This window comes from Shewanella sp. SACH (assembly GCF_001887095.2).
Classification (GTDB): Bacteria; Pseudomonadota; Gammaproteobacteria; order Enterobacterales; family Shewanellaceae; genus Shewanella; species Shewanella baltica.
The window spans coordinates 1,002,878-1,024,654 of the sequence record NZ_MPDG02000002.1 but is presented as its reverse complement, the minus strand read 5'-3'; the positions used below and the strand labels follow the sequence as shown (position 1 = coordinate 1,024,654).

Here is a 21,777-nt window from a genome sequence, read left to right as displayed (position 1 = left end):
TCTCAGTAGCAACTTCACTTAGGCATTCAGCCCTGATAATCCACACTCTTTGTCACAACCTCTCAATCTTAGACGCCACATCTGTCAGGCATCACACTCACGACAAAACGGATATCAGGCGCACCTGCTGCGTTGCCTCAGCACACGGCTACATCATCACACTTCTATGGAGTTAGATATGCTGGCTAATAGGGTAGTTCTGCTGATGCACAGGTTAAACCTTGCCTAATCCAGCAAATAAATCCCAATAAAAAACCCCGCTAGTGCGAGGTTTTTTAAATCGAGTTTAGACGTTACTCGGCATCATCTGCCGATCTGTCCATGTTCTCAGTATTCTCAAGCCACAGGGCATTGATAATCCCGAAAGAACAGGCCAACAAAACCCCTAATATCCACGTAAAATACCACATAGCAGATGCTCCTTAATGCCTAATAGAGTGAGGCTTTGTTATCTTCAATATGCTTACGGCCGATACGACCAAACATCTTGTAGTAAGTCCAGACAGTGTAGCTCAACACTATGGGTACGAAAATCGCAGCTGCAGCAGTCATAACACCTAAGGTCATTTTACTGGCTGTTGCATCCCACATAGTCAAACTGACGTTAGGGTCTAGTGACGATGGCATAACGAATGGGAACATAGCCGCACCGCAAGTCAAAATCACCATAGCCACAGTCAGTGAGCTGAATAGGAACGCAAAACCTGAACGGTTAAAGCGGCTCACCAGAATCACTAACAACGGCAATACCACACCTAAGATAGGGAACAGCATAGTGATGGGGTATTTGTCATAGTTGGCAAGCCAAGCACCCGCTTCAATCGCGACTGTTTTCATTGCTGGGTTAGAAACCGCATTATGGTCAAGGGCAGATGTCACTACATAACCATCGATACCATTGGCTAACCACACGCCAGCAGCAACAAACAACACAGCCACTAACAGGGCGAAGAATTGTGTCGCTTTCGCAGCACGCACTCGCAGCTCGCTATCTGTCTTCATTTGTAGCCAAGAAGCGCCTTGCATCATAAACATGCTCACGCTCACAAGACCTGCCAGTAGACCGAAAGGATTCAACAGACCGAATAGACCGCCGTGGTAAGTCGCACGTAGGAACTCGTCGAATTCAAACGGTACACCTTGCAACAAGTTACCAAAGGCCACGCCTATGATCAGCGGAGGTACAAAACCACCGGCAAACAAGGCCCAATCCCATGACTTACGCCACTTTGGATTTTCGATTTTTGAACGGTAATCGAATCCGACAGGACGCATGTAGAGGGCAAACAGCACTAACATCATGGCGACATAGAAGCCAGAGAAAGACACTGCATACACCATAGGCCAAGCAGCAAATAACGCACCGCCCGCTGTGATTAACCACACTTGGTTGCCGTCCCAATGGGGAGCTATAGTATTAATCATGATACGGCGCTCAGTATCGTCTTTGCCTATGATTGGCAGTAACGCACCGACACCCATGTCAAAACCGTCAGTAACCGCAAATCCGATGAACAGCACGCCGATCAGAGCCCACCAGATAACTCTTAATATTTCATAATCAAACATAATGAAATCCTCTGCTTAGGCTTCTAGGTTCTCGAAATGATAACGACCAGTTTTTAAACTGCTCGGACCAATGCGGGCAAACTTAAACATCAAGAACATCTCAATCACCAACAGCACAGTGTAGAACAGGGTGATAGAAAGGATACTGAACCATAAGTCGCCAGTCGTTAAGCTTGAGGCAGACATAAAGGTCGGTAATACCTCAGAAATCGTCCAAGGTTGACGACCATACTCAGCCACAAACCAACCACACTCAATCGCGATCCAAGGCAATGGCAAGCTATAAAGTGCAGCTTTAAGTACCCATTTCTTCTCGACGATTTGATGACGTGTGCTTTGCCAGAATGCCGCAGCAAATACGAATAACATGATAAAGCCGGCACCCACCATCACACGGAAGCTCCAGAAAATCGGTGCTACGTTCGGGATAGAATCTTTAGCCGCCGCTTTAATTTGCTCTTCAGTGGCATCGACCACTTTATCTGTGTAGCGTTTCAGCAAGAAACCATAGCCTAAGTCGACTTTCGCTTCTTCGAAGGCCGCACGCAGTTCAGGTGTTTCTTCACCCGCACGCAGCTTCACTAACATGGCGTAGGCTTTCATACCGTTACGGATGCGCACTTCATGCTCAGCAATCAAGTCATGGATACCCGTGACTTCTTCATCCAATGAACGTGTTGCCACAATGCCCATAGCATAAGGAATTTTGATCGCATAATCCGTGTGCATGGTTTCTTGATTTGGGAAACCAACCGCAGTAAAGGCAGCAGGAGCAGGTTCAGTGTGCCATTCAGCTTCAATCGCCGCTAACTTAACACGCTGTGCTTCACCGACTTTATAGCCAGATTCATCACCTAATACGATAACCGATAGAATTGCCGCCATACCAAAGCTTGCCGCAATCGCGAATGAGCGACGGGCAAAAGGTAAGTCACGTTTCTTGAGGATGTAATAAGCACTGATTGCCAGTACAAACATGGCACCCGCGACATAACCCGAAGCCACAGTGTGAACAAACTTCACCTGCGCAACAGGGTTAAACACCACTTCGGCGAAGCTGGTCATTTCCATGCGCATGGTTTCGTAATTGAACACTGACCCCACAGGGTTTTGCATCCAACCGTTTGCCACTAAAATCCACAATGCCGACATGTTAGAGCCAAAGGCCACTAACCAAGTCACCACTAAATGTTGACGTTTAGTGAAACGATCCCAACCGAAGAAGAACATACCGACGAAGGTAGATTCGAGGAAGAAGGCCATTAAACCTTCAATAGCCAGAGGCGCACCAAAGATGTCCCCTACGTAATGCGAATAGTAAGACCAGTTAGTACCAAACTGGAATTCCATTGCCAAACCTGTGGTAACCCCCAAGGCAAAGTTAATACCAAATAACTTACCCCAGAACTTAGTCATATCTTTATAAATTTGTTTATCCGTCATCACATACAGTGATTCCATGATAGCCAGCAAAAATGCCAACCCCAACGTCAAGGGAACAAACAGGAAGTGATACATGGCTGTCAGCGCAAACTGCAACCGCGATAGCTCAACAACCTCTTCAACAATCATCGGTGACTCCTTACTTGGTGCGTCCAATTGCTATGATAAAACCCGCGTCAATCACAGCAAGTGCCTTTGTAGGATAGTGAGTTTTCATTTTGTGTTTATATCTGAACATCAGTATAAACCGTTAAATTTAATCTTTTGCATTAGTTCGAAGCAGCAAGGGCTAAAAAGTACCAATATCCGTCGCATATTGAGACGCGAGTCACACTATCGCAAGTAACTGAGACCGACACCTTACCACTCAATCAATCAAATGATCTCATCGATATAAATATCAGATAGTTAAGATATTTATTCGTTTTCATTTGTGGCTATTTTATACCACCTCGCTTTGATGCAAATCAATCAAACTCAGTGGTTTAGGTGGGTTTTGCGGTGAGGCACACACTTCCCCATTGAGAGGGATTGACAACCACATAAAACAGGAGTAGTGAGCAAGCGTTAATTAATGTAAACCCCTACTTTTATTGATTAGTCGCCACAAATCAGCTCCAGCTACCAAAAAACTAACAAACAAATAATGTTGCAACAAATTAACTAAAAAGACTTAAAAATATTTTCAGCGAAAATTAATTTAAAACCTTTAAAATCAATAAATAAATCCAAATATAGAAATAAAGATATAAAAACAGCATTAAAATTCATTAGTTTTAATAATGAATAATTGTATTTTTTCTCGTTTGAGAAGCTTACCTAAGTTGTTTAATATATGTCCTGTGTTAAGGAGACAATTTGGTAGAACTGGTGTCGTAGCCCAGTCAATGCCAACTTCGCGCACATAGGTATTAACTTTTGGTGTGGAGATATCGATATGACTAAATTATTTGAACGTGTGGTTAACAGCTACAAGCGTGTTTTTGTTGAACTTTATACAGCTAATGAGCTGAAATAACTCCCCGAATTACTCGTGAAATTTATTGCATTAATTTGAAGTTTTGTTAGCGCAAAACGAGCCCCCCTCTCCTTGAGAGTGGGGGCTTTTTCTATTCTAAAGCCGCAACATCTGCCTTCAACTCTAGAACCCCATAAAACCTCACTCTCAGTATCAAGTACGCAACATACCTATTAATAGGTATTTACCGTAAAAAGATGCTGTTTTATCACTTTGGTCCATTAGATTGCTTGCAACAAGTGTTAATGATTTGAAATGCAAGATATTTCATAAAAGTGCATTTTAAATATAAAAAAAGGAGCGAAATTATCGCTCCTTTTTTACGATTAACTAAACCCGATTTTACCCATCAATACAGGTAAAAGCCGCTGAGTTTACTCGCTTAACCTAAGGTCACTCGCGCATTACGGAACATACGCATCCAAGGGCTGTCTTCACCCCAAGCATCTGGATGCCAAGAGTTCGCGACAGTTCTGAACACACGTTCTGGGTGTGGCATCATCAAGGTTACGCGGCCATCAGTCGTACAAATCCCAGTCAAGCCATTTGGCGAGCCATTCGGATTTTGTGGATACTGAGTCGCGATATCACCCTTACCATTGACAAAACGCAGGGCAATTGTGCCTGACGCTTCGGCAATCGCCAGCGCTTCAGGGCTGGCAAACTCAGCCAAACCTTCACCGTGCGATACAGCGATAGGCATACGCGAACCTGCCATACCTTGGAAGAATAACGACGGGCTCTGTTGCACTTCAACTAAGCTAAAACGCGCTTCAAAACGCTCTGAGCGGTTACGCACAAAACGTGGCCAATGCTCGCTTCCTGGAATGATTTCTTTCAGGTTTGACAGCATTTGACAGCCGTTACACACACCGAGAGCAAAGCTTGAGTCACGTTCAAAGAAACGTGAAAACTCATCGCGCGCACGGTCATTAAACAGAATCGACTTAGCCCAACCTTCACCTGCGCCTAATACGTCACCATAAGAGAAACCACCACAGGCCACTAGACCTTGGAAATCCTCTAGGCTGATACGGCCAGATAAAATGTCAGACATGTGCACGTCGCGGCTTTCAAATCCAGCGCGATCAAAGGCAGCAGCCATTTCCACGTGGGAGTTAACGCCCTGCTCACGCAAAATCGCCATTTTAGGCGCAGCGCCTTTTAGGATATAAGGCGCGGCAACGTCAGTGCTTGGATCGAAGCTTAAGTTAACGGTTAAGCCTAAATCGCTTTCGTCTTGCTTAAGTTTGAACTCTTCCAGTGCACACGCTGGGTTATCACGCATGGCTTGCATACGATAAGTGGTTTCTGACCACACAGTACGCAGCGCAACACGGGTATCACTGAAAATTTCACGCGCGCCATCTTTAATGGTGATGCGTTGATCGTCGGCGAGAGTCCCAATTACATGGCAAGGTACGCCCGCGATAGCAAACTGAGCAGCAATTTTCGCAGCGTTGTCGCGGCTTACTTGCAGCACAGCGCCGAGCTCTTCATTAAAGAGTCGCTCTAAATCCGTGCCCTGCAAGTCTTCTACATCTATGTCTAAGCCAGTATTACCCGCAAAGGCCATTTCCACTAAGGTGGTAAATAAGCCACCGTCGCTTCGGTCGTGGTAAGCGATAACGGATTTCTTAGCCACTAGATTTTGCATGGTTTCAAAGAAACCGCGCAGCAGTGCAGTATCATCAAGATCCGGCGCAATATCACCCAGCTCACCAAACACTTGGGCTAAACAAGAACCGCCTAAACGATTTTTACCCGCACCGAGATCCACTAACAGTAAAGACGTTTCGCCCTTATCTGTGCGCAGCTCTGGCGTCACTGTATTGCGAATATCTTGCACCACGCCAAAAGCAGTGATGACCAATGACATGGGCGACGTCACGGTTTTATCCGCGCCATCTTGCTGCCATGCGGTCTTCATCGACATAGAGTCTTTACCGACCGGAATGGTCAGGCTCAGCTCTGGACACAGTTCTTCACCTACGGCTTTCACCGCTTCATAAAGACCCGCATCTTCACCGGGGTGACCCGCGGCAGACATCCAGTTGGCAGAAAGCTTGATACGCTTAAATGAACCGATATCGGCACCAGCGATGTTCATAATTGATTCTGCCACTGCCATACGGGCAGATGCGCCGAAATCAAGCAGTGCCAGCGGTGTACGCTCGCCCAGTGACATTGCTTCACCGGCGTAGGTATCAAAGCTTGCCGCAGTGACCGCGCAATCGGCCACAGGCACTTGCCATGGACCCACCATTTGGTCACGGTTAACTAAACCCGTTACTGTGCGGTCGCCAATGGTGATAAGGAAGGTTTTATCCGCAACTGTAGGCAAGCTCAGCACGCGTTTAACCGCTTCTTTAACATCAATCTTGTTTTGTTCGAGCGCTGGCGATACCGCTTTGGCTGATACCACATCGCGGCTCATCTTAGGCGCTTTACCTAATAAGACTTCGAGCGGCAAATCGATAGGATTATTATCGAAATGGCTGTCGCTAAGCGTCAGGTGTTTCTCCGCCGTCGCTTCACCCACAACCGCAAACGGGGCGCGCTCACGCTCACAGATGGCAGTAAATAGTGCGAGGTTTTCAGGAGCAACGGACATCACATAACGTTCTTGTGATTCGTTACACCAAATTTCCAGCGGGCTCATACCAGGCTCATCTGAAGGCACGTTACGCAGATTAAATAAACCACCGCGCTCGCCGTCATTCACAAGCTCAGGGAAAGCGTTCGACAAACCGCCTGCGCCAACATCGTGGATAAATTGAATAGGGTTTTTATCGCCCAGCTGCCAACAGCGGTCAATCACTTCCTGACAACGACGTTCCATTTCTGGGTTTTCACGTTGCACAGAAGCAAAGTCGAGATCTTCACTCGATTGACCCGATGCCATAGATGAAGCGGCGCCGCCGCCAAGACCAATGTTCATCGCAGGGCCACCCAGCACAATCAGCTTAGCGCCAACAGTGATTTCGCCCTTCTGTACATGTTCTTCGCGAATGTTACCTAAACCACCGGCCAACATAATGGGCTTGTGGTAACCACGCACTTCAACACCGTTATGGCTGCTGACTTCCTGCTCGTAGGTACGGAAATAACCGACCAGTGCAGGACGACCAAACTCGTTGTTAAATGCCGCGCCGCCCAGTGGGCCTTCGGTCATGATATCGAGCGCGCTAACGATACGATCTGGTTTACCGTAGTTACCTTCCCATGGTTGAACAAAACCTGGGATTTTTAAATTTGATACGCTAAAGCCCGTTAAACCTGCTTTAGGTTTAGAACCACGACCCGTCGCGCCTTCATCACGGATTTCACCACCTGAACCGGTTGCAGCGCCAGGATAGGGGCTGATGGCGGTTGGATGGTTGTGGGTTTCCACTTTCATCAGGATGTGCATAGGTTCAGTGTGGTAGTTGTACACCCCATCAGGATCGGGGAAGAAACGACCGGCTACCGAGCCTTCCATTACAGCGGCGTTATCTTTGTAGGCAGATAACACGTGATCTGGTGTGGTTTCAAAGGTGTTCTTGATCATTTTGAACAATGACTTAGGCTGAACTTCACCGTCAATTGTCCAATCTGCGTTAAAAATCTTATGACGACAATGCTCAGAATTCGCCTGAGCAAACATCATCAATTCGATGTCATGGGGATTACGGCCTAAACGGACGAAGTTTTCGACTAAATAGTCGATTTCATCTTCGGCTAAGGCAAGGCCCAATGCTGTGTTAGCCACTTCAAGTGCGCGGCGACCTTCGGCAAGAATATTGACACTTTTAAACGGCGCAGGCTCAGTGCGTTTGAATAACACATCGGATTTGGCAAAATCATCAAGCATGATTTCAACCATGCGATCGTGCAACAGCGCATTTAAGGCTTGTTGCTGCGCCACTGTCAGTGCATCTGACTCGACATAATACGCAACGCCTCGCTCCAAACGCTTCACTTTACCAAGGCCACAATTGTGCGCGATGTCAGTGGCTTTTGAAGACCAAGGAGAAATAGTACCGGGGCGAGGAGTGACAAACAGGAGTGAACCTTGGGGGATATGAGCTTCTATCGCAGGTCCATAGGTGAGAATTTTTTCAAGTTGCTGGCGTTCATTTGTATCGAGCAACTCGCTCAAATCCGCTAAATGGACATACTCAGCATAGATTTGGCGTACCGGAAGCGCAGCGTTTTCGCAGGCCTCCATCAGCTTTTGCACCCTAAACGTCGAGAGTGCAGGGGCTCCGCGGATGATCTCCATCACGTCTATTCACCTTATTATTTATTATTGCAGGGGTCAGAGGTGGCGCTATTATAAGGAAATGTCTGCCACAAATCACCTGTGACCTTACGCAAAACAGTGTTTCCTGTGATATAAAAAACGCGACCATTTTAAGTAGCCATTTTCCCCCACGAATGATTTTTTTACGTTATCGCAGACAAACGGATATAATCCCACCAATGTCGGCCAGTTCACCACGCATGCCCCACTGTTAACTCGCTATCTATAATATTGATTTTATTTACTATAAGCACATTTAATGACTCGATTCCTGTTCGCTCTTATCTTAGGTTTCTTACTGACTGCCTGTCAGCAGGTGACCGTGGACGAAACAGAATTCGTGCCGAAGAAATTAACTGAGTTAAGAGTCGGCACACTTTACGGCCCACAGATTTATATGACATCGGGCCAAGGTGATAGCGGTTTCGATTACGATATGGCGGTATTGTTCGCCGAATACTTAGATGTGCCCTTAAAAATGGTGCCCTACACTAACCGCACCGAGCTGTACGAAGCCCTTAAAAAGAATGAAATCGACCTGATTGCTGCGGGCATGACAGAAACACCCGCAAGGCGAGAACAGTTCCGCCTAGGGCCGCCGTTGTACCGCGTTAATCAAGTATTGGTTTATCGCGAAGGCATGCCAGCGCCCAAAGACATCAGCGACTTAAAAGGTAAGATCACTGTCATCGCCGACTCTTCCTTTGTCGAGACATTAACTCAGTTGCAAAAGCATTATCCAACGCTGGTGTGGGATCAAATTACCGACAAAGACAGCGAAGAATTGCTGGCCATGATCGCCAACAAAGAAATTGACTACACCATCGCAGACTCCAGCAGCGTACAAATCAACCGCCGCTACTTGCCCGATCTGCGCTCAGGCCCCGTACTTGAAGAAAAGCTCGATGTGGTCTGGCTGTTGCCACCAACCCGCAGTGATGAACTCATGAGTCAATTACTGGCCTTTTGGCACCAAGAGAAGCTTGCCGGTACGCTTGATCATCTCAACGAGAAATACTTTGGCCATGTGAAGCGCTTCGATTATGTCGATACTAGGGCATTTATCCGCGCTATCGAAACCGTTTTGCCTCGCTATCGTCAGTTATTTGAAACCCATGCGGGCAATTTAGATTGGCGTAAGCTTGCGGCGACTAGCTATCAAGAGTCCCATTGGAATCCCCATGCCCGATCGGCAACGGGGGTGCGCGGCATGATGATGTTGACTCAACCTACGGCAAAAGAAATTGGCATCACCAACCGTTTGGATGCGGAAGAAAGTATCCGCGGCGGCGCGGCTTATTTGAACGATATGATCAATCGTCTGCCGGAATCCATTCCCGAGAGTCAACGTATGTGGTTTGCACTGGCGTCCTACAACATAGGGTATGCCCATGTGGAGGATGCGCGTAAACTCGCTGAATCGATGGAATTAAATCCGAATGCATGGCGGGATTTAAAAAAGGTACTGCCACTGCTGCAGAAACGTAAATACTACCAGAAAACCCGTTATGGTTATGCTCGCGGCAGTGAAGCCGTGCACTATGTCGACAGTATTCGTCGCTACTACGACACATTAGTCTGGGTAGATAATCAGTCGAAACAGCAAAACCCCGAGGAAGAACCGAGCGATCTTGCGTCGGAAGAACCCGCCATTCCCGCTGGAACATTGAGCCCAGAACAACCTAAGTAATCTGCATCGCCTGAGCCAAGCGTTAGAGCTAGGTTTCTAGACACTTAGGTCAAGAGCCGAGCTTCTAGACCTAAGCTCAGTGATCTCAGTGAGCTTAGGTTTAGAAGCTAGAGCTAGAGTCAAAACTAGAGCCAAGCTGGCTTAACTGGGCTGAATCCAACTCAGGTTTACGATTAAAACATCACTTAGTTCAGCTTATCTGACCAGTGCTATTGCTGCACTCATGTGCAACTGCTACTGTCTTGGGGTTATAACCTGTGATACATCTCTGCAGGGCATCGATAATAACAATGAATGGGGTCAATATGAGAAGAAAAACCATCAGCAATACTGTCGCGCGTCGTCGCACTTTACTCAAAGTTCGCCATCGTCGTATTTTGAATCGTCAGAAACTGTTCTTTACTTTTATTCAGTCTCAGGATTAATCCTGTCGCTTTTACCGCTGTTTACTCAATCGCTTGCTGCGCCTTTTGAGCCTGTTTCAGGGCTTTTTTCTCCTTTCTACGCCGTTTAAAAAAACGACTCAATTGCGCGCTACAGGCGTCGGCCAATACACCCGATGTCACTTCAACTTGATGATTAAATGCCGGATGTTGCAGTAAATTCACTACAGTCCCCGCTGCACCGGTTTTTTCATCCCGAGCACCAAAAACCACCCGCGCGATCCGGCTGTGCACCATGGCACCTGCACACATAGCACAAGGTTCAAGCGTGACATATAAAGTCGCGTCTAACAGGCGATAGTTTTCGACCAAACGCCCCGCTTCCCGTAAACATAAAATTTCCGCATGGGCGCTAGGATCGTGCTGACTAATGGATAAATTGTAACCGGTCGCAATTTGCTGGCCGTCTTTGACCAATACCGCCCCCACAGGCACTTCGCCCTCAGCTTCGGCTTTCTCGGCCATCAGCATCGCGACTTGCATCCATTGCTCGTCTTGCTGCGATTGTTCATTTTGCTGCGTTTGATCCACTCATGCCCTCTACCGATTAGCCAAAAAATAATGCCGGATTATATCAGTCAAACACAGATATTTCACGGTTGAGTCATTCAACTTAAGTTAATCTATCAAACAACAAAAAAGGCGCACTAGGCGCCTTTTAATCGTTAATTCAAATAATTAACTTATTCCCATTCGATCGTCGCTGGCGGCTTGCCAGAGATATCGTAAACCACGCGGGAAATGCCATCGACTTCGTTGATGATGCGGTTTGATACGCGACCTAAGAAATCATACGGCAAATGTGCCCAATGGGCCGTCATAAAATCAACGGTTTCAACGGCGCGAAGTGACACAACCCAATCATATTTACGGCCATCACCCATCACGCCAACTGAGCGTACAGGTAAGAACACGGTAAAGGCTTGGCTGACTTTATTGTACAGGTCAGCTTTATGCAGTTCTTCGATGAAGATAGCATCGGCGCGGCGCAATAAGTCACAGTATTCTTTCTTCACTTCACCTAATACACGCACTCCAAGACCCGGTCCTGGGAACGGGTGACGATAAAGCATGTTGTATGGCAGACCTAACTCAAGACCAATTTTGCGCACTTCATCTTTGAACAATTCGCGCAGTGGCTCAACTAATCCTAGTTCCATATCGTCTGGCAAACCGCCAACGTTATGGTGAGATTTAATCACATGTGCTTTGCCTGTGGCGCTGCCAGCAGATTCAATCACATCTGGATAAATCGTGCCTTGCGCTAACCATTTTGCATTAGCGCATTTTTTCGATTCTTCATCGAAAATTTCCACGAATACACGGCCGATGATCTTACGCTTAGCTTCTGGATCGGCTTCGCCTTTCATCGCGTCGAGGAAACGATTTTCCGCATCAACGTGGATGATATTCAGGCCGAAATGATCGCCAAACATTTCCATCACTTGCTCGGCTTCGTTCAAACGCAATAAACCGTTATCAACGAATACGCAGGTCAGTTTTTTACCGATAGCGCGGTGCAGCAACATAGCCACAACCGAAGAATCGACACCGCCCGATAGCCCTAAAATCACTTCATCATCGCCGATTTGCTTCTTCAAGCGCTCAATCGCATCTTCGATGATAGAGGAAGGTTTCCAGTTGGCCGCACAACCACAAATGTCTAAGGCAAAGTGCGATAACATGCGCATGCCTTGGCGAGTGTGGGTCACTTCTGGGTGGAACTGTACGCCGAAGAATTGCTTCTCTTCGTTTGCCATAGCAGCAAATGGGCAAGTATCCGTTTTAGCGACCGCCACAAACCCTTCAGGAATGGCCGACACTTTATCGCCGTGGCTCATCCATACGTCGAGTAAGGGTTTGCCTTCGCTGTTAACTGCGTCTTCGATACCTTTGAATAGCAAGGAATCTGTCAGCATTTCAATTTGAGCGTAGCCGAATTCACCTTCACCCACACCTTGGATCACTTTACCGCCCAGCTGCTCAGACATGGTTTGCATGCCGTAGCAAATGCCCAGTACAGGCACACCCGCAGTAAATACGTATTCAGGCGCACGCGGCGAGTTTTCAGCCGTTACACTTTCAGGTCCGCCAGCAAGAATAATACCGTTCGGGGCAAATTCGCGGATTTGGGCTTCTGTTACATCCCAAGCCCATAATTCACAGTACACACCGATTTCACGGATACGACGGGCAATCAGTTGAGTGTACTGAGATCCAAAATCGAGGATCAGTATCTTGTGCTCATGAATATCGCTCATGGGTAACCTTTATCTCATCTATTGTTTTAACATTGCTCAACGCGGCGAGGGCCAGCCTTGAGTATTGGATCACACGCTTTACAAAGGGGGCGGCCTATCGCCGCCCCTCTTATCAAACGATTAAGAACCTGAACGGTAGTTCGGCGCTTCTTTAGTGATAGTCACATCGTGCACGTGAGACTCGCCCATGCCTGCTGAAGTCACTTTCACAAATTGGGCTTTTTCATTCAGTTCTAGAATGGTGGCACAACCCGTTAAGCCCATGCATGAACGCAGACCGCCCATATGTTGATGGATGATTTCCTTCAACTTGCCTTTGTAAGGCACGCGCGCTTCAACACCTTCTGGGACTAACTTGTCGGCAGCATTGTCTGATTGGAAATAACGGTCAGAAGAGCCTTGAGACATAGCGCCTAATGACCCCATACCACGGTAGGATTTATACGCACGGCCTTGATAGAGTTCAGTTTCGCCTGGCGCTTCCTCAGTTCCCGCAAACATTGAGCCCGCCATGATGCAAGATGCACCCGCGGCTAATGCTTTGGCTAAATCGCCAGAGAAACGAATGCCGCCGTCGGCAATAACAGGAATACCTAGGCTCTTCATGGCTGCGGCAGCATCTGAAACGGCTGTGATTTGTGGCACGCCAACACCAGTTACGATACGAGTCGTACAGATAGAACCAGGGCCAATGCCCACTTTAACTGCGTTAACGCCCGCTTCGACCAGCGCTAATGCGCCTTCAGCCGTGGCAACGTTACCACCGATAATTTGCAAATCAGGATGTTTAGCGCGAGTTTCACGAATGCGTTGTAAAACGCCTTCTGAATGTCCGTGGGAAGAATCAATAAGTAATACGTCAACACCAGCTTTAACGAGTGCGTCAACACGCTCTTCGTTACCTGCGCCCGCACCAACTGCAGCGCCAACACGTAAACGGCCTAACTCATCTTTACAGGCGTTAGGTTTACGTTCGGCTTTTTCGAAGTCTTTAACTGTGATGAGGCCTTTCAGCTTATAGTTATCATCAACCACAAGCACTTTTTCGATACGGTGTGAGTGCATCAATTTTTGCACTTCATCTAATTTAGTGCCTTCGGCAACAGTGACTAAACGCGCTTTAGGCGTCATCACTTCTTCTACCGTTTTGCTCCAATCCGTCACGAAACGTACGTCACGGCCAGTAATGATACCGACCAGCTCGTTTGCTTCGTTAACCACTGGATAACCCGCAAAACCATTCTTCAGTGTTAACACTTTCAGATCGGCTAAAGTCGTTGATGGCGTCACAGTCACAGGTTGTTGAACCACGCCCGCTTCATAAATTTTTACTTTACGAACTTCTTCGGCTTGTTTTTCAATGCTCATGTTTTTATGAATAAAGCCTAAGCCGCCTTCCTGCGCCATAGCGATCGCAAGACGAGCTTCGGTAACTGTGTCCATAGCGGCAGACACAAGTGGGATATTCAATTCAATGGTATTGGTCAGGCGAGTTTTAAGAATGGCGGTATTTGGGAGTACAGTCGAATGCGCAGGAACAAGCAACACATCGTCAAAAGTAAGCGCTTCTTTAATTAAACGTAGCATATGCAACATCTCCCCAGTTGAGTAGGATTTAGAGGTGAAATATTGCGGCGGGATTATACCTTGCATATCGGCACTGGTAAATGGAAAATAGCAAATATCCCCATTTAATTGAGTAATTCGATGCAAGGCACCAAAAACAATATTTATACTGTCTCGCGGCTCAATGGTGAAGTCAGACAAATTCTCGAGGGACAACTGGGTAAAATTTGGCTCAATGGCGAAATATCCAACTTTTCCTCCCCCAGCTCAGGTCATTGGTATCTCACCTTAAAAGACCACTCTTCCCAGATCCGTTGCGCCATGTTTAAAGGCCGTAACCAAACGGTCAGCTTTAAGCCCATCAATGGTCAGCAGGTGTTAGTCAAAGGCGCGATCAGCGTGTATGAACCCAGAGGCGACTATCAATTATTAATTGAGTCCATGCTGCCTGCAGGGGATGGATTACTCGCCCAGCAGTTCGATGCACTCAAAATGAAGCTCGCCGCCGAAGGATTATTCGCCGCCGACACCAAAAGACCATTGCCGAAAAATATCCAACGCATTGGCGTTATTACTTCGCCAACCGGCGCGGCGATTCGCGATGTCTTACACGTACTCGCAAGGCGCGACCCTTCGATTGAAGTCATTATCTATCCGACTCAGGTTCAAGGCGAAACTGCAGCGCAGAGTATTTGTCAAGCAATCAATATCGCCAACCAGCGTTTAGAAGTCGACGTATTACTGCTTACCCGTGGCGGCGGTTCGCTTGAGGATTTGTGGTGTTTTAACAGCGAAGCCCTCGCCCACACAATTTATAACAGCGCCCTGCCCGTGGTCAGTGCCGTCGGCCACGAAGTCGACACCACCATCAGTGATTACGTGGCCGATATTCGCGCCCCAACACCATCTGCTGGTGCCGAGTTGTTATCCCAAGATAGCGACAATAAGGCGCAAAAACTCGCAACAGCCTTATCGCGCTTGCAACAAAGTGCGAAACATTATCAACTTAAGCAAGAAAGACGACTCAGTTTGCTTGAGCACAGACTGCAGCGCCAAGATCCCAAACGGACCTTGCAGCAGTTTGAGCAAAGATTCGATGAGATGCAATTAAGACTTGAGTCGGCGCTGTCGAATCGCTTGCACATACTCAGCCGCCGTCAGCAGTTGCTCGCAAGTCGCCTTGAACAGCAATCTCCCAAGCATAAGCTCGCCATTGAGGGTAACCGCCTAAGTTATCTTGCGAGTCGCTTACAGGATGCATTGCAGGACAAACTGAGCCAAAGTGAGCAACGGATAAAATACGCGGCCCATCAACTTGAAACCGTCAGCCCGCTTGCCACCTTGAGCCGCGGTTACAGCATCACCACTGACATCCACAATCAAGTGGTCGACTCTGCCGATAAACTGACAATCGGTGATAGCCTGCAAACCCGCTTACGCCATGGACAAGTGATTTCAACCGTCACTCAGATCAAGCCGCTCGAATAAATCTACATGACGCTGAAATAGTCTTAAAACACAAAAGGAACCCTAAGGTTCCTTTTGTTTCAAATGTGTCTGGTAAAAAACACTATTTGGTTTTTCTGTCTTTGATATGGCTTTGTGCGCGCTTGCGGCGACGCTCTTGGCTCATAGTCAACTTCTCAGTCTTGTTTTCAAATGGGTTATCACCCTCTTGGAAACGTAGCTGGATTGGCGTACCCACCACTTTCAATGAACGACGGAAGTAGTTCATCATGTAGCGCTTGTACGAGTCAGGCAGTCTACTCACTTGGTTACCGTGAATCACCACGATTGGCGGATTGTAACCACCGGCGTGAGCGTATTTGAGCTTCACACGGCGACCATTCACTAATGGCGGCTGGTGATCGTCCTGCGACATTTGCATGATACGTGTCAGCATAGAAGTACTGACGCGGCGCGTAGCACTGTCGTAAGCTTCTTCAATTGATTCAAATAAATGGCCAACACCAGTACCGTGCAGCGCAGAAATAAAGTGAATACGGGCAAAGTCGATAAAGCCAAGACGACGGTCAAGCTCGCTCTTAACGCGATCTTTAATACCTTGGTCGATACCATCCCACTTGTTGACGGCAATAACTAAAGCGCGACCCGCATTGAGTGCGAAACCTAACAGACCTAAATCTTGCTCGGCGATACCTTCACGGGCATCGATGATAAGCAACACCACGTTAGCATCTTCAACTGCTTTCAAGGTTTTGATCACTGAGAATTTCTCAATGACTTGATGTACTTTACTGCGGCGACGAACACCCGCGGTATCGATAATCACGTACTCGCGACCTTCACGTTCCATTGGAATGTAAATACTGTCACGGGTCGTGCCGGGTTCATCAAATACCACAACGCGCTCTTCACCTAGAATACGGTTAGTCAGGGTTGACTTACCGACGTTAGGTTTACCGATGATCGCCAGCTTGATAGGCAAATCTTGCAGACGCTTTTGCTCAGCTTCCGCTTCTTCTTCGGTATATTCACGCTCTTCGGTAACTTCGTCTTCACCTTGACGCACAATGCCCATCGCTTCGGCATAAGGTGTCAGCGCGTATTCAATCATGTTGGTCACGCCGCGTCCTTGAGACGCCGCCATTTGGTAAACTTCACCTAGACCTAAAGACCAAAACTCAGCACAGGCCGAATCGGCATCGATACCGTCAACTTTGTTCGCAACCACGAAAGTGGTTTTTTCACGGCTACGTAAGTGCTGTGCAATCGACAGATCCGCAGCAGTTAAACCGGCGCGCGCATCTGTCATAAATAGAACGACATCGGCTTCTTCAATGGCGGCAAGGGATTGCTCAGCCATTTTCGTCTCGATCCCTTCTTCAGTGCCATCGATACCGCCGGTATCGACCACAATGAACTCATAGCCGGATAAGAATGCTCGACCATATTTACGGTCACGTGTTAGGCCAGGAAAGTCAGCAACCAGCGCATCACGCGTGCGCGTAAGGCGATTAAATAGGGTGGATTTACCGACGTTCGGCCGACCAACAAGGGCCACTACAGGGATCATGATTTTGCCTCTAAAAAACTTTTCAATAAAAAGCCCCCGGAACACACTTCCAGGGGCTCTACAAGGATAACACTTTTAACTATGGAAGTGTTACAACAGCTAACTTTCCACTGCGACCTTGAACATAGATTTTATCGTCAACCACTAATGGCTGGCTGTATAATCCAGAGCTGTCCACTTGGACACGACCCACAATCGTCCCTGTACTGCGATCGATGAAGTGTAAATAACCTTCGAAATCACCCACAACTAAATAGTCTTTATACACAGCTGGTGACGTCAGAGTGCGGTTAGCTAACTCAGAGTTGCTCCACAGTTCTAGACCGTTACGTTTATCAACTGAGTAGATACGGCTGTGGTCGTCAACGACGAACAAACTTAAGCCCGCTGATGCTAACTCGTTAAAGCTAGAATACTTACGTGTCCACACAACTCGACCCGTGCGCAGTTCCATCGACACTAAGTTGCCGTTGTAGCTCACCGCATATAAGTTGTCGCCAAGGATCAGCGGCGTCATATCCACGTCGGCCATACGCGTAAACTCGTTACCGCCAGTTGGATTGTAAATCGCCTGTTCCCATGCAGCTTGACCATTGTTTTTAATCACAACAGCCACTTTGCCATCGGCAGTACCGATGAAGAAACCACCCGCTTCATAAGCTGCAGAACCGGTACCGCGCAGGGTCAGATTCGGCAGTTGCATTTCATACACCCATAACTTAGCGCCAGTATCGACGTTAAAGGCTTCGAGTGAACCTGAGCTGGTGCTGACAACCACGACGTCATCGGCAACTGTTGGTGCAGACAGTAATTCTCCGCCCGCAATCACATGCCATAACACTTGGCCATCTTCGGCGTTCAGCGCAGCTAACAGCCCGCTTTCACCACCTAAAAAGACTTTATTACGCGCAGCAGTCACACCGGCGGCAATACGCGCACCTTTGTTTTTTGCTAACGCGTTATCACGAAATTCTTCGCTGAAATCTTTAGTCCAAACGCGCTCGCCAGTCGCTTCATCAAACGCGGTGACTTCGCCATAACGATCGGCAGCAAAGATTTTTCCATAACGGACGGCAGGAGCGAGGCGAGAATAATAATCACCCACACCATCACCGACAGAGGCGCTCCAACTTACTTCAGGGAACACTGTCGCCTGAATGGCAGTTAACTCACTGACAGGCTCGTCTTCAACATCGCTCGACGAACAGGCGGATAACATGGCCAGACTTAATCCGGCGGCTAGCAGGTTTTTGCACCAAGACTTCATCAAGGGATCCCTTATGCCTGATTTAGGCTATCAAGTTTGATTTTAAGCGCTGGGCTTGTCACCACACCACCATTGTCCATGGCAGCTTGATAAGCTGTTTTCGCTTTCTCAACTTCACCTTGACGTACTAAGAAATCACCTTTTAATTCATCGCGCTGGGCGAAGAAGGCTTTATCTGTGACTTGTTCTAAGGTCGCCAGAGCGGCGTCAATTTGACCTTGCTCAGCTTGGATTCGAGCTACACGTAAAGTGGCAATCACATCTAAACCAGCACCTGGCTTAGCCGCGATAACCTTGTTCAAGGCTTCTATTGCTTTAGGGTAATCCTTGGCTTCTACCGCCGTTTTTGCCACGATCAGTTCTAACAGCGCTTGATAGCCCTTTTGATCATGACTTTTAGAAAACTCGGCGACGCCCGCAAGCATTGCGGCTTCGTCGCTTGATTTAGTGGTCAACTCGTGGAAGGCTTTTGAGGCTTCTTCCGCTTGGGCCACTTTAACGTCAGAATAATAATTCCACGCATACAGGCCGCCTAAACCGACGACGGCACCGATTAAAATTGAATTTCCGTAATCTTTCCAGAACTGCTTGATAGCATCAACTTGTTGTTCTTCTGTGCTATAAATTTCCACGCGCACGTCCCCTTATATGATCTATTACTTAATGGCCAGTTCAGCTAAAAATGCGCCTAAGGCACTTCGAGCTACCCGTTGTTGTTCGATGTCATTGCGTAAATGTTTAACCGTCACCATACCTTCGGCAAGTTCATCTTCGCCTATCAGTAACGCCACACTCGCGCCGCTTTTGTCGGCACGTTTCATTTGTTTCTTCACGTTGCCGCCACCGCAGTGACTCATCACTTTAAGGTTTGGCAGCGCGCTGCGTAATTCCTGCGCTATTTTGATCGCTTCAATCAGACAGCTATCGCCCATTGCAGTGACATACACATCCACTTCTGACGGAATATCTTTGTTTAGCTCTAAGGTTTCAAGCAGCAAGACAATGCGCTCTAAGCCCATAGCGAAACCCACCGCTGGGGTATCTTTACCGCCTAATTGGGCAACTAAGCCGTCGTAGCGACCACCCGCAAGTACTGTACCTTGCGAGCCTAAACTCGATGTAACCCATTCAAATACAGTGCGATTATAGTAATCTAAACCACGAACAAGGCGCGGATTAATGGTGTATTTGATACCCACTGCGTCAAGTAGTTCACGCAATTGTGAAAAATGTGTCTTCGATTCTTCACCGAGGAAATCCATCAACTCAGGTGCACCAGCCAAAATAGCTTGGACATTTTGGTCTTTTGAATCCAATACTCGCAGCGGATTGCTGTACATGCGACGCTTGCTGTCTTCATCGAGCGCATCTTTATGCTGCTCTAAAAACGCAATCAAAGCATCACGGTAAACCGCGCGCTCAGCAGGATCACCTAAGGTGTTCAGCTCTAACGATACGTGATCGCTAATACCGAGTTTTTCCCACAGGCGGGCTGATAGCATCAAGACTTCAGCATCAATATCCGCCGTGCCTATGCCATACACTTCCACGCCAAATTGGTTAAATTGGCGATAACGGCCTTTTTGTGGACGCTCGTGGCGGAACATAGGACCCATATACCAAAGACGTTGTTCTTGGTTATACAGCAGACCGTTTTCGTTACCCGCACGCACTGTCGATGCCGTACCTTCTGGGCGCAGCGTTAAGCTATCACCGTTATTATCTGCGAAGGTATACATTTCTTTTTCAACAATATCAGTTACTTCACCGATAGAGCGTTTAAAGAGATCGGTATTTTCCACTATTGGAGTGCGGATTTCGCTGTAACCGTAAGCACTGACGCTCGAACGTAGTACCGCTTCCACTTTTTGCCATAGAGGACTTTGAGTTGGCAGAATGTCATTCATTCCGCGAATCGCTTGGATCTGTTTTGCCACTGTATCGACTCGTCCGATTTAGCTAAATTAATAAAAAATGTCACGCATTATAGGCTTTTGAACGTAAAACGTAAAACGACCCCGTCGGTTTCGGGGCCTAGCTCAAAATCATTAGGCGTAATCTATGCCCAAATGCAGATGCATATTACTCAGTTGTGTCTTTTATTTGAATCCGGTTCGCCATTTGACTGGCCTTAGCGCGAATTTTCGCTTCGAGGGAATCGACAATGTTGTCGTTATCAAAACGTTCTTTTTGACGTTCGCCCTCGTCGTAATATCCGCTCTTATTGTGTCCGCCGGTTAAACCGATATGCGACACTAAGGCTTCGCCTGGACCGTTCACTACGCAGCCGATAATAGACACATCCATAGCAGTAGTCACGTCTTCGAGGCGACGCTCTAACTCATTGACTGTGCTTATCACATCAAACTCTTGACGGGAGCAAGATGGGCAGGCGATGAAGTTAATGCCACGACTGCGGATCCGCAGCGATTTTAAAATGTCAAAACCGACTTTAATTTCTTCGACAGGATCGGCGGCTAGGGAAATACGCAGGGTATCACCTATGCCTTCGGCCAATAACATGCCTAAACCCACTGCCGATTTAACAGAACCTGCGCGTGCGCCGCCCGCTTCGGTAATACCCAAATGCAAAGGCTGACGAATTTGCTTTGCCAATAAACGATAGGATTCAACCGCTAAAAACACGTCGGAGGCTTTCACGCTGACTTTGAATTGGTCGAAGTTCAATCTGTCCAGAATATCCACATGGCGCATGGCTGATTCGAGCAATGCTTGTGGCGTGGGCTCTTTGTACTTGTCCATCAGATCTTTCTCTAATGAACCGCCATTCACCCCAATACGGATGGGAATATTGTGGTCACGGGCGCATTCAACCACGCTGCGAATACGCTCTTCATTGCCAATATTGCCCGGATTAATACGCAAGCAATCGACACCATACTCAGCAACTTTTAAGGCAATGCGATAATCGAAATGGATGTCGGCCACTAAAGGCACGTTGACCGCTTGCTTAATGAGTTTAAAAGCTTCAGCCGCATCCATAGTCGGTACTGAGACACGTACTATGTCGGCACCGACTTTTTCCAAGGCACGAATTTGAGCGATAGTCGCTTCAACGTCTGTGGTCTTAGTATTGGTCATTGACTGAACGGCAATCGGCGCCCCATCACCAATCGGTACATTACCCACATAGATGCGGGTGGAAGGACGTCTTTTTATGGGAGTTTCATTATACAT

Annotated in this window: 14 protein-coding genes; 2 read left to right on the top strand and 12 right to left on the bottom strand. The window is 47.5% G+C overall.

Annotated elements, in window-relative coordinates:
- Positions 1-293 precede the first annotated feature (293 nt).
- The 4 genes from cydX to purL form a co-directional block, all read right to left on the bottom strand.
- Positions 294-410 carry a cytochrome bd-I oxidase subunit CydX gene (gene cydX / locus BM607_RS12425; protein WP_006082469.1) on the bottom strand — a complete coding sequence of 39 codons (117 nt, stop codon included), beginning with the start codon at positions 408-410 and terminating at the stop codon, positions 294-296.
- Positions 411-429: 19 nt separating this feature from the next.
- Positions 430-1,569: a cytochrome d ubiquinol oxidase subunit II gene (gene cydB / locus BM607_RS12420; RefSeq protein WP_071938262.1), complete on the bottom strand. Its 1,140-nt coding sequence runs from the start codon at positions 1,567-1,569 to the stop codon at positions 430-432.
- Between the two features lie 15 nt (positions 1,570-1,584).
- Positions 1,585-3,141 carry a cytochrome ubiquinol oxidase subunit I gene (locus BM607_RS12415; protein WP_071938263.1) on the bottom strand — a complete coding sequence of 519 codons (1,557 nt, stop codon included), beginning with the start codon at positions 3,139-3,141 and terminating at the stop codon, positions 1,585-1,587.
- Positions 3,142-4,412: 1,271 nt separating this feature from the next.
- A complete protein-coding gene (gene purL, locus BM607_RS12410; RefSeq protein WP_071938264.1) occupies positions 4,413-8,294 on the bottom strand; it encodes a phosphoribosylformylglycinamidine synthase in 3,882 nt (1,293 codons plus the stop codon).
- A gap of 280 nt (positions 8,295-8,574) precedes the next feature.
- Here purL and mltF point away from each other — a divergent pair, with 280 nt between their 5' ends.
- Positions 8,575-10,005: a membrane-bound lytic murein transglycosylase MltF gene (gene mltF, locus BM607_RS12405; RefSeq protein WP_006082473.1), complete on the top strand. Its 1,431-nt coding sequence runs from the start codon at positions 8,575-8,577 to the stop codon at positions 10,003-10,005.
- A 446-nt stretch (positions 10,006-10,451) separates the two neighbouring features.
- On the opposite strand, the gene tadA is transcribed toward mltF, so the two are convergent.
- The 3 genes from tadA to guaB all read right to left on the bottom strand — a co-directional run bounded on the left by tadA (position 10,452) and on the right by guaB (position 14,296).
- The gene (gene tadA / locus BM607_RS12400) at positions 10,452-10,979 is read right to left on the bottom strand and encodes a tRNA adenosine(34) deaminase TadA (RefSeq protein ID WP_012197403.1); all 528 of its coding nucleotides are present in this window, start codon (positions 10,977-10,979) and stop codon (positions 10,452-10,454) included.
- A gap of 152 nt (positions 10,980-11,131) precedes the next feature.
- Positions 11,132-12,709 carry a glutamine-hydrolyzing GMP synthase gene (gene guaA, locus BM607_RS12395; RefSeq protein ID WP_006082475.1) on the bottom strand — a complete coding sequence of 526 codons (1,578 nt, stop codon included), beginning with the start codon at positions 12,707-12,709 and terminating at the stop codon, positions 11,132-11,134.
- 120 nt (positions 12,710-12,829) lie between these two features.
- Positions 12,830-14,296, bottom strand: coding sequence for an IMP dehydrogenase (guaB, locus tag BM607_RS12390; RefSeq protein WP_006085677.1), 1,467 nt, complete (start codon positions 14,294-14,296; stop codon positions 12,830-12,832).
- Between the two features lie 120 nt (positions 14,297-14,416).
- Between guaB and xseA the strand changes: the two genes are divergently transcribed.
- On the top strand, positions 14,417-15,763 hold the full coding sequence (gene xseA, locus BM607_RS12385; RefSeq protein WP_071938265.1) for an exodeoxyribonuclease VII large subunit: 1,347 nt from the start codon (positions 14,417-14,419) through the stop codon (positions 15,761-15,763).
- An 82-nt stretch (positions 15,764-15,845) separates the two neighbouring features.
- Here xseA and der read toward each other — a convergent pair whose 3' ends face one another.
- The 5 genes from der to ispG form a co-directional block, all read right to left on the bottom strand.
- Complete coding sequence (der, locus tag BM607_RS12380; RefSeq protein ID WP_006082478.1) at positions 15,846-17,312, bottom strand: ribosome biogenesis GTPase Der; 1,467 nt, start codon at positions 17,310-17,312, stop codon at positions 15,846-15,848.
- 79 nt (positions 17,313-17,391) lie between these two features.
- Entirely contained in the window at positions 17,392-18,579 is a 1,188-nt protein-coding gene (gene bamB / locus BM607_RS12375) for an outer membrane protein assembly factor BamB (protein WP_006082479.1), read from the bottom strand.
- An 11-nt stretch (positions 18,580-18,590) separates the two neighbouring features.
- The gene (locus BM607_RS12370) at positions 18,591-19,211 is read right to left on the bottom strand and encodes a tetratricopeptide repeat protein (protein WP_071938266.1); all 621 of its coding nucleotides are present in this window, start codon (positions 19,209-19,211) and stop codon (positions 18,591-18,593) included.
- A gap of 24 nt (positions 19,212-19,235) precedes the next feature.
- Positions 19,236-20,516, bottom strand: coding sequence for a histidine--tRNA ligase (gene hisS / locus BM607_RS12365; RefSeq protein ID WP_071938267.1), 1,281 nt, complete (start codon positions 20,514-20,516; stop codon positions 19,236-19,238).
- Positions 20,517-20,661: 145 nt separating this feature from the next.
- On the bottom strand, positions 20,662-21,777 hold the full coding sequence (gene ispG, locus BM607_RS12360) for a flavodoxin-dependent (E)-4-hydroxy-3-methylbut-2-enyl-diphosphate synthase (protein ID WP_006082482.1): 1,116 nt from the start codon (positions 21,775-21,777) through the stop codon (positions 20,662-20,664).

Bases quoted from the DNA above. Each gene is read 5' to 3' on its own strand.
- mltF (WP_006082473.1), top strand. From the start codon at position 8,575: ATGACTCGATTCCTGTTCGCTCTTATCTTAGGTTTCTTACTGACTGCC.
- cydB (WP_071938262.1), bottom strand. From the start codon at position 1,569: ATGTTTGATTATGAAATATTAAGAGTTATCTGGTGGGCTCTGATCGGC.
- bamB (WP_006082479.1), bottom strand. From the start codon at position 18,579: ATGAAGTCTTGGTGCAAAAACCTGCTAGCCGCCGGATTAAGTCTGGCC.
- guaB (WP_006085677.1), bottom strand. From the start codon at position 14,296: ATGCTACGTTTAATTAAAGAAGCGCTTACTTTTGACGATGTGTTGCTT.
- der (WP_006082478.1), bottom strand. From the start codon at position 17,312: ATGATCCCTGTAGTGGCCCTTGTTGGTCGGCCGAACGTCGGTAAATCC.
- ispG (WP_006082482.1), bottom strand. From the start codon at position 21,777: ATGTATAATGAAACTCCCATAAAAAGACGTCCTTCCACCCGCATCTAT.
- guaA (WP_006082475.1), bottom strand. From the start codon at position 12,709: ATGAGCGATATTCATGAGCACAAGATACTGATCCTCGATTTTGGATCT.
- xseA (WP_071938265.1), top strand. From the start codon at position 14,417: ATGCAAGGCACCAAAAACAATATTTATACTGTCTCGCGGCTCAATGGT.
- cydX (WP_006082469.1), bottom strand. From the start codon at position 410: ATGTGGTATTTTACGTGGATATTAGGGGTTTTGTTGGCCTGTTCTTTC.
- purL (WP_071938264.1), bottom strand. From the start codon at position 8,294: ATGGAGATCATCCGCGGAGCCCCTGCACTCTCGACGTTTAGGGTGCAA.
- BM607_RS12415 (WP_071938263.1), bottom strand. From the start codon at position 3,141: ATGATTGTTGAAGAGGTTGTTGAGCTATCGCGGTTGCAGTTTGCGCTG.